Raw genomic sequence first — 12,022 nt, forward strand, 5'->3', positions numbered from 1 at the left:
CACGCCGGTTGCCCGCGTTTTAGAAACACGAAGACTATGCAGCTATAGTGCTGCCGTTGGTCAACAAGTGTTCTCAAATGGGTGCCCTCGAGAGGGACGTGAACATCATTGCCCTAGTCTTCGGTGTAGATACCTGCCTCAAGTAAACGATTCGAAGAGAGGTCCGCCCCGTTTTTTCGCGTGAATGGGCTGGCAAGCAACCCACCGTCGACGGGAATGATAACCCCATTCACGAAGTTGGTTGCGCTCGAAAGCAACATCGCCGCGACTGAAGCAATATCCTCCGGGCGAGCGATTCGACCCATCGGAGTTCGATCAACAACTGCGTCCACGAACCGGGCTGGCATGCCGGTTCTGAGCAGTGGTGTATCCACTAGTCCCGGGGCAACACAGTTAACACGTACACCACGATTCGCCCACTCTGCTGCGAGACTCTTAACTAGGCCGTGAACAGCGAACTTGGACGATGCATATGCTGTCCGTCCGGGCTGCGCGCCTATCCCGTCAATCGAGCCGATAACTACTATTGCTCCAGCTCGCCTACTCAGCATTGCAGCGCCGAAGGCTCTGCAACAAAGGAAGGCGCCTAGCGCATTCACCTTAAAGACGCGCTCCCAGTCGTCCGTCTTGAGGTCCTCCGCGAGCGCCGCAACAGAAATTCCTGCGGCCACGATCAGTCCATACACAGGGCCGAATTCTTGCTCGATGGAGGTGACGCACCCTGAGACGTCAGTCTCTTGACTGACGTCTACGTGATAGCCAGACGCGACCGCGCCTTGCTGACGAAGTCGTGCCACCGTTTCGGCGTTTCGGACAGGATCCCGGTCGATGACCGCGACAATCGCTCCTTCGCCGGCAAGCAATTCACATGCGGCCCTTCCGATTCCAGATGCGCCGCCTGTCACCGCTACGACCTTATCTTTCAATCCGTAGTTCATCGTTGTCTCCGATAACCCGTTTATCCAGTGAACCCTTGTGCGCTGTCCAGCCAACGAACCACAAGGCCGCGGCCAAAAACCATAAAAAGTACCCTGGGCTATCGGATCGTGTTGTCCCTGTTGTCGGGGACAAGAACAGAAGAGACCCGAGGTCATACCAACGGGGCGTTTTCGCCGCGAGGCATCAATCTTCCGCGCCGTATCATCTTCAACGTTCGACTGTGCGACGAACGTCCCCAGATCATACGCTCCTGCATGAAGTTTTTATTATGGGTGCCGTTAACCATTAGACAAGTCATAAAAAAGCAAAATGAAACGCATAAACATCTATCCAAAACTCGCCCGAAGCATGCTGGTGCTTCTGTTTATTATGTTTGCGGCGTCCACGGCTTTTCTGATACTGCAGCAGAAGTTTTCAATTCCTCGCAGCGCCGCGACGTCCTCTGCAGCTGTCACGTTCGCTTTTTTGGCGCTTCCACTGTTGTCAACGATGCAGTACATTTTAAACATCAACGATGCGGAGGCAGGCAATCATTCGCTTCAGGACGACGATGATCTGCGTGAACTGGTCGCGCCGCTGCTAATCGATATCAACTACGAGGTCAGGATTGGCCAATATCCCTCTCGGGACCTCAACGCATTTGCGATTTCATCCGTATTCGGGAACAAGGCCCTGATTGGCTTTTCCTCACAGCTGGTAGAGACGGCATCGCGAGAAGAGCTGCTCGCCATCGCAGCACACGAGGTCACGCATCTCAGGCACGGAGACACAAGGAACAAGGCACATATCCTCGCGTTCAATCACGCGTTAAAGGTATATCCTTGGCTACTTTCCGAGCTGTCGCGGCGCGGAGTCCAACAGGCATCAATTCCTATCGGGCTCCTCGTGCTTGCCGGTTTCATCGCCATCGCTTTGCTAAATGGATCGACATCGGCTTTCAGCTTCCTATGGTCGCTCGCGCGAGGTATCGCGCCTATCGTCTTGAAGGCCGGTCTGTGCATCCTGTTCTTTATCGCACTTGATTACGTTCTGCATCGGGTTTTCTGCAGCTATAGCCGAGAGCGGGAATTCGCCGCTGACGCAGGCGGAGCCGAAATGACATCGCCCGAGGCGATGATGTCCGCCCTGAACTTGCTCACTGACCCTGGAACGGCGGTCAGCGTCTTCGATACGCACCCTCCCCTAGCCGAACGGAAGCGCCGCTTGCTCGTGATGTCATCGGGCGTAAATGGACGCGTTCAAGACTCGGGGTCGTAGGTGTGTGTGGTATGCACCGGCGTTCGTAAAGTCCGACCTCACCACTGCCTGCGAGCGATCGATGTCGCATACCCGTCCGGTCAAGTAATTGCTGGGCTGGTGCCACGCTTGCGGCCGGGCACCAGGAAAGAGGAACAACTGCCGTTAACAGCACGCGAGAAGGTACGGCGTGAATGATCAGCGCGGCACAGGTATATCTTCATTTAACACATGCAAGCACCCATCACCAGACTAGATCGAAACGCGACTCAAGATGCCACTGTGGAAGCGCAGGTCAGGCGTCGAACTGTCACCGTTGCTTTTTGCGTAATTTGGCTGGTCGGGACCCTATGCCTCTTCGGCTGGTTCGGCAGTCATGCGCCAACAAACGTGCCTTCTTCATTGGCGGGGCTGGAATCGGCTCCGTCTATTGTCGTTTTGACCTTCTTCCTTTATGTCATCGGCACATGGACTCGAGACAGATCTTCCTTTCGTGCGTTCTGGCGCCTCATGCGTAGAAGTCAAGGTCTTCACAAAGCAACGTTTGATTTTCTAAAGAACGCCGCTGTCCCCATTGCCGCAGTCGCCACCGTAGGAAAAGGGCTCAATTTCATGGTAAGCGGAAGCCTTGAGATGTTGCCGCCGTCAATATCGGTCTTCCTGCCACCGGGGGCAAATGTCATCCTCTGGATCGTTACCTTAGTAATGTATCCGGCCTGTGCGGCGCTTGTGATAGGCGCGCTGCTCCAAGCGAACTTGGCTATTCGACAAGCTGCAGACGACTATGTCAAGGATCGGTTCAAGCATTTCTACAAGGGCAGCAAGATATCGCCGGTCACGCTCCGCTACTTCAGACGCAACACGGGTGTTCATACATACCTTTCAATACTTCTCTTCGTCACGCTATTGGCCTTCGCTTCTGCGTTCCTGTATGCCCTCTATGGCAAATAGCGTGTAGCTGTGGTCGCCATGCCCCCCGGCCACGTCATACGAAACTCGCGAGATCGAGGCGGATACGACCCAGATTGGCAATCGGCATTGACAAGTCCATCGCCGGTTCACCAGATTGCTCTGGTGTGCCGTGTCAAAGGGCGGCCGGTGCCACGTTCAAACGATTCTATGCATTCATGTCGAGGATTTCAGCTTTAAACATCGCTTCCAACTCCGGTATCAGCGTCATCGAGCCGCCTACGTTTGCAAAGCTTTGCCCACGCTTCTCTATGAGCTCCATGAAAGCTCGTTCGGCCATTTCCAGCTCGGCTCCGCCATCGTAAGTTGCATTGATCTCCCGTTTGATCGCGGTAGCCGTTCGCAATGCCTTAAGGCCGTAGACCGCCACGCGCTCCAACTCGAATTGGTAGGCATCGTCTATACCAGAGTATTCCGCCATTCCGCGAATCCACATGTCGCAGTCTGCAAATTGATTGGGCATGACTTTTATTGGCGCGACGAAAGACACAGGAAGCTCTTCCCACTTTGGCGCTGGGTCAAACACAAATGCAATCGTGCCTACCCGTTGGAACGCGTCGTCATGGTGGTGGTAATAGTCATTGAGCCCGTCATGGATGTCGTTGCTGTGGTTCCGGCAGCGCCTCACGAACGCTTCAAGCTGATGAACAATCTCCAGCTTGACGTGCTCGACGCGCTGCCTTTCCTTAACATTCTCCCGTCTGCGGTCCATTGCCTTCGATAAAGCATTCCATCCGACATTCACGATGGCGCTGACAAGAGCACTCGATGCAACTACCGTGACCCAATTTACGCTCGTCGCCGCTTCTGCGGGTGTCGCCATCCCTATCCCTATCTCAAATAATCTGCACGCTGCGAAACATCCCAATCGGCCGCCCCAAGGAATGGTCGCGCGCCAGGTACACATTCGCGCGCCAAAGCCTGCTAATTGCTGTTACACGGCTGGCGTCACGTGCATCGTCGAGCTGCGAACAACATCGGAGCTAGCGCAAAAGTCTTCGCCTGAGAAAGTACCATTATCCAAGAATTGGGTATGAAGACAGGTGCCCTTTTTCAAAAGTCCTCGTCGGTCTCATCGGCAGCATCCGCCGCACGCAGCTCCCAGCGGCTCAGCAGATCGGAGTATGGCAAAATTTCGCTACCGTGCGGCACTCTGCACGGCCCGACAAGGCCGGTAGCCGACAGCAAGATGATTGATGACCGAACTGAGCCGTTCTTCAGATATCCGCGACGCAATATTCGAACATGAAATGTTCGACGCGGGAAACATTAAGTCCGGGTACATGCTCGAAGCGATTCGCTACGTAGAGGCGACTTGGGCCTTTGCACCTGCCGACATAGCGGAAGAGCTTGATCAAATGGAAACGGATCGACTGGTAGTTCGACGGCCGGGGTTCGGCGGGGATATCCGCGAATACTGGGAGGCTACAAAGGCCGGGAAAATCGTCCGCGAAATGCGCTGGCAGCAACAGGGAAAGCGTCATGCCGCCCTTTCTGCGCAAATGGCCCCTGCAGAGGAACTGGTCATCGCCCTGATTGCAAGTGGTGGCAACCAGGACGACACCGAAATGACAGCCGGGCTGGATGCTGAGGCATTGAGCGTATACCTGGCCAAGCTTGGTGAAGATGTTTGCAAGACGACTCTGGACTCGCTGATAGCTCGCGGCCTTGTTCGGCGTGACGACGAAGACATTTTTGGTTGGCCCTTCCGTCTTGTGCTGACGGCAGATGGACAACGCCGGTACGCTCACGGCGTTGTGCCACAACTCGGCCTTCAGCCTCCGGCGACCATTCTCGCGCCGACGCAGTCGGAACAGTTGCCGTTTGACGAGCTCGGCCTGGACACGGTACTCGCCGACAATCTGCGATATCGCTGGGAAGAAGCCGAACGATGCACAGGCGCACGTGCATGGCTAGCGGCCACGGCATTATATGGTTCAATCCTGGAAGTTGTACTGCCAAGCTGGCTTGCTCACGATATGGAGCGCGCCATGCTGGTACACGCAGCGCCACGGGACCGCAAAAATCAGGTGCGCCCTCTCGAAGACTGGTCACCGGCAGCCCTCATCAGTGCTGCTGTTGAACTCGGACACATCGATGAAAGTCTCGGACGATACGCGCATGCGTTGCGTGAATCACGCAACCTGATTCATCCAGACCGGCAGATTCGCGAACGCAGTGTTCCGGATCAGGGCACGACCGCAATTTCAAGACAGGTGGTACAGGCCGTTCTCGACACTCTGGCTCTTAAGATCCGGCACGGGAGATCAGCATGAGCAAAGCGTGATTAGACCGGCGGCAGCGCTGCGTCTTCGAGTCGGGCGGCCCTCAGCGCCTCTTCGACTGCATACTCAGCGACCTTGTACAGTTTCCACCGGCTTATTGCCTTAGCCAGCCCGTGCCCTATCGGATGGGGAAACGCCCACCGTTGGTCGTCTTCACGATCAACGCCTTTTTCGCCTTTACGAAGCGATTTGAGGGAGTAGCAGAGCAAGAGCCGCTGGCGCCCGGCAGCGAAAGCATGCTCCGGGCGGATGCCCCGGCTATCGTGGTTGCCTGCATCTGCATGAAACCGCTGACCAGGTCGAATACGACGATCGCAGTAGACCCACCACGAAATCGGACGCCGGGTTTCAACTATGTCACGACGAGAACGTCTCAGGGTCAGAAACGCAAGCGCGCTAACTCTGATTCATCGGCGTGGGCAGCACACCGCAGCGATTGATCGATAATCCGAATGATTGAGAAGCCTAACCGCAAAAAATGCCGCTCGCCGCAAAGGAGATGACAGCAACGAGGGCAACGACGGCTTGTGCTTCCATCAATGGGGGCGACGGGAACCGTTGTCCGTACCTCGCGACTAGCATGTTGCCGCAAACCAGACGACATCCCACGATACTTTTCTAACGCGCAAGGCGGACAGGAAAAACGCGATCCGCAGTATTGAACGAGGCTCCGACGCATAGCAGACAAGTGCCGCGGCCCGAACAGAAGCAGTCGATGCCCAGTGCTGCAAAACCGCTTGCCAGTGCCGGCACGCACCCGGCTTCCACACCGTATCGAGAGAGATCGCCTGCACAACTCCTCTCCTGGTCAGCAACGAATGTAACGCCCGCAGGAAGATCGCTGCCAAGATTGAGCATATGCTTTCGCGAACATATGCTTCCTTAGGGTATAGCGTAGATATCCTCGATCGAGGATATCAAAGGCATAGCCGAAGGCCCCGGACAACTAGTGTCAAGGTGCCTTCCACCGATCCATGCCGAATCGATTTCCGCCAGACTATTTTCAGGTCCCGCGCCTCTAGCTTCGCCAGCGCGTCCGTTATCTCAGGACCCATCCCCGTGGTACGGATTTCCCCAGCGCGCCACCGGTCCAAACCCGTCCGCGCTAGCGGTCACCACCGAAGCTCTTCAGTCGGAAGAGGCGGCCCTAACGCCGGTGGCAGTGTGCTCAGTCGACGTGTGACAGATCATGTATAACACGCCTTGCGACCGATAGCGTGCCATTCTAGGGGTTGGATTCAGCTGTGACCGCTCGGCTACCCAAAAACTATCGGCGGCACACGGAATTTTGCTTAAGAAACTTTGGAAATAGGAAGAGCCCCGAATGGCAGTTATCGCATATAAGGAGTTGCGTCAACGCGCCGCCCGAGCTCCTTGGTTGACGATAATCAACGAAAAACGCAGTACGGACGGTCTTCCGGGTCAGATAGGCCCTTGCGCGACATCCTAGGCCATAGCCCACGCTCATCAATTGCCTGTCGGTCCACGGTCGGACCCGCAAGGGACGGTCGTTTTTCTCTAACGCGGACGCTCGCACTAGCATCGCATTACTCAAAAAGAATGACAGCGGTGAAATGAAGGTTGTGCTGACCATCCTCAAAGTAGAGGTTGGGGACGTATCGGATCTTCTTCTCTTGGTTGTTGAATACCTCGTTGTAATCCGGGTTGTTGCCCAAGGCGTTGGACTGAAGCTTGGCGAAGTAAGTCTTCGTATCGTCTAGCGAATACGAGACCTCCCCTTGGTCGTTCCGGTAGAAACAGCAAAACGCTCGACCGGTCGCTACTGGCTTTAGCGCAAGAAGGTTTTCGCTTGTCAGAGTGATGAACTCCGCAGTCCCCATTACCTTATCCAAGTGCGCTTCGTTGAGGTTGGCGCCTCTGACCATTCTGTTCCGTGTCGAGCGCAGACAGGCAAGAAAGTCGTCCTTTTTCAGGCCAAACTCGATAAACGCGAAGTAAGTGAGCAGCAGCGTTAACTTCTCAATGCGGGTGGATAGGAGAGGATGCTCATCAGGCGGTATGGTGATGATGTCGCCGTGCGCTATCTCATCGCGAATTTTCCTCAGTCTTACAAAGGCATCTGAAGACAGATTGATGATTTTGACTATGTCGAGGTCGGTCTGAGAGATGACAATCTCAGTTTTTTCCTGAAGAGTGTATTCACGAGTCTGGAACACTGAGTCGGCTAAATCTTTCACCCCCTGAACCTGCTCGTTGGTCAGGGTAAGTTTGTTCTTGTCTAGCTTTTCGTGAAAGCGCTTGACTGCCTTCGTGGGTATCGCGATGGTTTTCTTGCCAAGGCTTTGTGTTTGAGACGAGACGTAAGCTTCCCAGAGGGTGACATAGCCCAGGACCTTGTATTCCCAGAAGTCGTTGTATCGCTTCATCCCAGATAGTCGCAACCAAAGCGGATCGCGCAACTCTGAGGGAAAGAAGTTCTGGACTATCGTCTGCCAGTTGGCTTCAATGATGGGCTTTTTGAGGAAGTAGTCATGGCTCTCCTTCTTGCGTGTGCCAGTGTCCGCTTCAGGCTCATAATACGGAAAGAAGACGTAGCCTGAACTGCCGTTATCAGACTTTACTCCAACGCTCGAAATTGATGCAGGCGTGCCCAAAAGGATGCTCAGCAAAGCCAGCAAGTCGGTCGTGTATCGACGCACATTACTTATGCTCAAGGCGGTGGTGCTCTCAATGCTGAAGAGGACCGAATCCTTGATTAAATGACCGTCGTCTGTCTGGTCGATGCTGGTGTGCGGGTAAGCTTTGACTGTTAGGTTCTTGTCATCAAGCGTCAGACTCGCACTTATATCGTGAGGTGTATTTACCCATTCGATTTTTTCTCCTGGCTTGCCCTGCATGCGCTGGTATTCAAAAAACCAGGGGGATATGTCAAGAACCTTGACTTCTGCCAGAACGAAAGCATCGATTGTCTCCGTGCTAACGATGTATTGGCACGAGAGAAATAGCTGTTCAAACTGGCAGTCAAAGAGGGTGAAGTGCTGACCGTCCTCGGTGACTGCATGAACCTCATCAAGTGTTTGGTGTTCGCTGAGCTTGAGGGTGCTCAGTCTGAATTGCAGGGTTGTGCCTTTGCCCGGTCCGAAAGTAAGCCGACCATCTCCCAATTGCCCAAGTGTCGCGTGAGTTGCCGTTACGCTGTAGCTGTAGTCTTGGGTGAAGATGATTTCGGAGTTCATGGTTTTCAGTGTCTTATTATTCGTCGATGTCGTGGCTGTCAGCGTTGTAGCGCTAGCGCTCCACTCCATGTCGTGTGCGAAGAGTTAGGTCGTCGTGTCAGCCGATTCCGGAAGATACTCGAACCGTGAACGAGACTGAGGGCATGTCGTGATGATTGGTTAAGGTTGGGCCGACCCTGTTTGCGCAATTTCTCAGATTTTCGGCGATTCAGACACCCATGTCGAGCGACCGGCGTTGGCCGGTTGCCGAAGATCGCCTTCGAGTGCCGCGCATCCCCGGCGCCCTCGGCCCGACCCTCCGGACCCGACGCGGAGCGGACTTTCGATCAGCTCCAAAGCAGACATTTCACGAGACAAACGAACACAACAAATTCTCGACGTTTCCATCTGACAATCAGCTGGAGTAGTAGCCGCAAATTGCGCCGGTCATTTCGATATGCGTTTAAATCTATAGATCGAGTAATGCTTTGCCGTTCCCGTCGGGATTGCACCAAACAGCATATTCATGTGAACTTGCATGTGGTCCTCAACCATCAGATCGCCCTGCTCGTCGAGGTAAAGCGCAGCCGATGAGTCTGTACTGTTCGGGCCGAACTCCGAGCGACCCGTTCCACTGGCGCCACCCCATACAATCTTTCCGTTTGGACCCGTGCACACGAATCGATTTTTGTCCTCCATCGAAGAGATGTACTCGACAGACTGTCCGATAGCAAAGGCAAGCGTCACAGTCGCCCTCCGGTCGTTCCAGGTGATTGCTCCGGACTGAGGGTATCTTCCCGTTTCCGCTGCCTGGAGTTCACCAGCCTCAAGGGCATCCCTGGAAGGAAAGGCATAGTCGATACGCAAGCTCTGCTGCGCCTGCCTGGCAACAGGATCGCCGTCCACCAGCAACCCACGTCCCTCATATTTTCCGCTGAGATCTGGACATAAACTTGATGCGTATGACGCAGGTTCGATGTTCTTGCCACCTGCGCCCGGATAGCTCGGTGGTGAATGCAGGCATCCGGAGCAAGCGATCGATACCGTTGTGACAAATAGGGTCCGCAGCCTCAATTTTGGTCCTTTTTATGGCGCTCGACAAACCGGGAACCCTCGATAGTGCTCTTCCAGGTGTGCCTGTCGTAAATGTCAATGATAGGGATTGTCAACGGTTCAGAGGCCCACGTCGAGTGGCCGCTCCTGGCCGAGATGGAATGGACACCGTCCTCCCTTCGGGGACGCAGGGTCCAGCAGGAACGCGGAGGCCCTCCAGAACCGAACGGCATCAATGTGCCAGAGTGGAGTTTCGACACGTCCACTTGAGGAACGGAGGGCCCAAATGAATGCTACGACATACGGACTGGATGTTGCAAAGCAGATTTTCCAGATGTACTGGGTCGACGCGCAAACGGGCGAGATAGCCAATCGACGCTTCCGACGCGACGAACTGATCGCGTTTCTTGCGCAGCGGCCTGCGGGCCGGGTGGCCCTTGAAGCATGCGGCAGCGCGCACTGGTGGGCTCGCAAGATCAAGGCACTCGGCCACGAGGTGGTGCTATTACATGCAAAGTTCATCCGGCCGTTTGTCCAGACGAACAAGACCGACGCAGCGGATGCGCGGGCAATCTGGACGGCGGTACAGCAGCCGGGGATGCGAACCGTAGCGGCAAAGACAGAAGATCAGCAGGCGATACTCGCTCTTCACCGGATGCGCTCGTTGCTGATCAAGTTTCGCACCATGCAGGTGAACCAGTTACGAGGTCTCCTCTACGAGTTCGGTGTGTCATTCCGGGCAGGACGCGCTGCCGGTCTTGCTGAGATGCGGGACCGCATGGCAGAGCTCGAGGATGCACTGCCGGCGACAATGTTCAGTAGTCTGCACGACCAGTTGAGACGCATCGACGGGATCGAGCAGGATATCGACCAGCTTGAGAAGCAGATAAGTGGCTGGCACAAGCAGGAAGCTGCATGCCGGGCAATCGCGGCAGTACCAGGCATCGGCAGGCTTACCGCGACGGCGTTGGTCGCTACGATTGGGGATGCAAAAACGTTCAGGTCTGGCCGCGAGTTTGCCTCGTTCCTCGGGCTGGTACCCCGGCAAAACGGCACCGGCGGCAAGATCCGGTTGGGATCGATCTCCCGCCGAGGTGATCCGTATCTGCGCACGCTGTTGATCCATGGCGCGCGCTCGGCGATGTGCCACGCGAAGGTGCCAACTCCATGGCAGAAGGCGATCCAGGAGCGACGACCGGCGAATGTCGCGGCCGTGGCCCTCGCCAACAAGATGGCACGAACCGCATGGGCTATCTTGGCCCACGGCAGCACGTACGAGAAGAATCACGTCAGCGTGAGACCTGCTTTGCAGATGAGCAACGAAAGACGAACTGGAGTACCGGTAGGTTGCTGAGGTTGATCAACATGTGATGGCGAAACAGGTCGGACCGCAGGAACATAAACCTGAACACAGCCTTGCGCTTAAAAGTGCGTGGCCGAGATGAGGATGTTCCCGGCGAATTCCATCAGGGCCCGCGGGCTTCGGCTTGCACTACAGGCCGGATATAAGACCGCAGCCGATACCTCGTTTGAACATCACATGAAGATCAAGCTGGCAAACCGGACGGTGTCCATATAAGGCCGTGTGAAAACGCAAAAGCACTCGGTTTTCGGGTGTCGCTTTGCCCTTCCCGAGTCGCTACCAAGCCGATACGCGTCGATCTGAAGGGTCGACTTTTGAGAAGGCTTCGTCAGCAGCGCGTTTTCACACGGCCTCGGCCGAACTGGGTCAAAGCTCGCCCCGCTGGCGGGCCGCCTCCAGAAGCGCGTCAACGTCCACGATGGCATCTTCAGCCTTGATCTGTTCCCAAGAGGGAATCGGGCAGCCGGGCTCTTGTGCCAAGATGAACAGTCGACCGCCTTCACACAAGCAGTCGACGTAGAAGCCTTCGGCGGCGCAGGCGGCAATCTCGGCCTCAACCTCTCTGGCGTCAACGTCCTTGGCGTTCGGCTTGTCGACGCCCGCGTAGTGCACAAGCCGGCACGACGATGTGGAAGGGACCGAAGACCTAAACGTCGCAATCGCTTGCTGGTAATTTCCATCCGGTTCGATGTGCTCAAGGTCGTTTGGCATTGGCATCCGGCAAAGGTTGATGAATGTCTGGTCGTGGCCGACCGCTGCCCCATGCACCGAGCATCGATCGCCTACGCTGCGCGCCCATTGAGAGTCACCAGCCGCGGGCTCGAAGCAATCACTACACTTCTCAAAACTGGACACTTGACTGTTGGTGCTATCGACCAATTTTTGCGTGACCTGCAATCCCGGCAAAGGGCCATCGAGATCGAAAGCAGCCGCAAAGTCATCGAGGATCGTGCGTGATGCCCAGTGACTCCACCCGACTTGTCACTCATGCGCCCTGCATG

At 55.5% G+C, this 12,022-nt stretch carries 9 protein-coding genes; 4 read left to right on the forward strand and 5 right to left on the reverse strand.

Going from position 1 to position 12,022, the window contains the following annotated elements:
* Positions 1 to 113 precede the first annotated feature (113 nt).
* Complete coding sequence (locus J8I87_RS12240) at positions 114 to 938, reverse strand: SDR family NAD(P)-dependent oxidoreductase (RefSeq protein ID WP_209931716.1); 825 nt, start codon at positions 936 to 938, stop codon at positions 114 to 116.
* A 310-nt stretch (positions 939 to 1,248) separates the two neighbouring features.
* On the opposite strand from J8I87_RS12240, the gene J8I87_RS12245 reads away from it, so the two are divergent.
* Together J8I87_RS12245 and J8I87_RS12250 are read left to right on the forward strand one after the other, a co-directional pair.
* Positions 1,249 to 2,196: a M48 family metalloprotease gene (locus J8I87_RS12245; RefSeq protein ID WP_209931717.1), complete on the forward strand. Its 948-nt coding sequence runs from the start codon at positions 1,249 to 1,251 to the stop codon at positions 2,194 to 2,196.
* A 261-nt stretch (positions 2,197 to 2,457) separates the two neighbouring features.
* The gene (locus J8I87_RS12250) at positions 2,458 to 3,126 is read left to right on the forward strand and encodes a hypothetical protein (RefSeq protein WP_209931718.1); all 669 of its coding nucleotides are present in this window, start codon (positions 2,458 to 2,460) and stop codon (positions 3,124 to 3,126) included.
* A gap of 166 nt (positions 3,127 to 3,292) precedes the next feature.
* Here the strand turns inward: J8I87_RS12250 and J8I87_RS12255 are convergent, their stop codons facing one another.
* Positions 3,293 to 3,967 (reverse strand): hypothetical protein, encoded by a 675-nt coding sequence (locus J8I87_RS12255; RefSeq protein WP_209931719.1) that lies wholly within the window; start codon positions 3,965 to 3,967, stop codon positions 3,293 to 3,295.
* Positions 3,968 to 4,340: 373 nt separating this feature from the next.
* On the opposite strand from J8I87_RS12255, the gene J8I87_RS12260 reads away from it, so the two are divergent.
* On the forward strand, positions 4,341 to 5,420 hold the full coding sequence (locus J8I87_RS12260) for a hypothetical protein (protein ID WP_209931720.1): 1,080 nt from the start codon (positions 4,341 to 4,343) through the stop codon (positions 5,418 to 5,420).
* Between the two features lie 1,556 nt (positions 5,421 to 6,976).
* On the opposite strand, the gene J8I87_RS12265 is transcribed toward J8I87_RS12260, so the two are convergent.
* Together J8I87_RS12265 and J8I87_RS12270 are read right to left on the reverse strand one after the other, a co-directional pair.
* Complete coding sequence (locus J8I87_RS12265; protein WP_209931721.1) at positions 6,977 to 8,626, reverse strand: hypothetical protein; 1,650 nt, start codon at positions 8,624 to 8,626, stop codon at positions 6,977 to 6,979.
* Between the two features lie 426 nt (positions 8,627 to 9,052).
* Positions 9,053 to 9,517 (reverse strand): hypothetical protein, encoded by a 465-nt coding sequence (locus tag J8I87_RS12270; protein ID WP_245253871.1) that lies wholly within the window; start codon positions 9,515 to 9,517, stop codon positions 9,053 to 9,055.
* A 427-nt stretch (positions 9,518 to 9,944) separates the two neighbouring features.
* Between J8I87_RS12270 and J8I87_RS12275 the strand changes: the two genes are divergently transcribed.
* Positions 9,945 to 11,012: an IS110 family transposase gene (locus J8I87_RS12275; protein ID WP_209931723.1), complete on the forward strand. Its 1,068-nt coding sequence runs from the start codon at positions 9,945 to 9,947 to the stop codon at positions 11,010 to 11,012.
* 375 nt (positions 11,013 to 11,387) lie between these two features.
* On the opposite strand, the gene J8I87_RS12280 is transcribed toward J8I87_RS12275, so the two are convergent.
* On the reverse strand, positions 11,388 to 11,732 hold the full coding sequence (locus tag J8I87_RS12280) for a hypothetical protein (protein WP_209931724.1): 345 nt from the start codon (positions 11,730 to 11,732) through the stop codon (positions 11,388 to 11,390).
* Between the last annotated feature and the right edge of the window lie 290 nt (positions 11,733 to 12,022).

Origin of the sequence: Paraburkholderia sp. LEh10, from assembly GCF_017814945.1 — a bacterium.
Classification (GTDB): Bacteria; Pseudomonadota; Gammaproteobacteria; order Burkholderiales; family Burkholderiaceae; genus Paraburkholderia.

Bases quoted from the DNA above. Each gene is read 5' to 3' on its own strand.
- J8I87_RS12240 (WP_209931716.1), bottom strand. From the start codon at position 938: ATGAACTACGGATTGAAAGATAAGGTCGTAGCGGTGACAGGCGGCGCA.
- J8I87_RS12245 (WP_209931717.1), top strand. From the start codon at position 1,249: ATGAAACGCATAAACATCTATCCAAAACTCGCCCGAAGCATGCTGGTG.
- J8I87_RS12255 (WP_209931719.1), bottom strand. From the start codon at position 3,967: ATGGCGACACCCGCAGAAGCGGCGACGAGCGTAAATTGGGTCACGGTA.
- J8I87_RS12260 (WP_209931720.1), top strand. From the start codon at position 4,341: ATGACCGAACTGAGCCGTTCTTCAGATATCCGCGACGCAATATTCGAA.
- J8I87_RS12265 (WP_209931721.1), bottom strand. From the start codon at position 8,626: ATGAACTCCGAAATCATCTTCACCCAAGACTACAGCTACAGCGTAACG.
- J8I87_RS12275 (WP_209931723.1), top strand. From the start codon at position 9,945: ATGAATGCTACGACATACGGACTGGATGTTGCAAAGCAGATTTTCCAG.
- J8I87_RS12280 (WP_209931724.1), bottom strand. From the start codon at position 11,732: ATGCCAAACGACCTTGAGCACATCGAACCGGATGGAAATTACCAGCAA.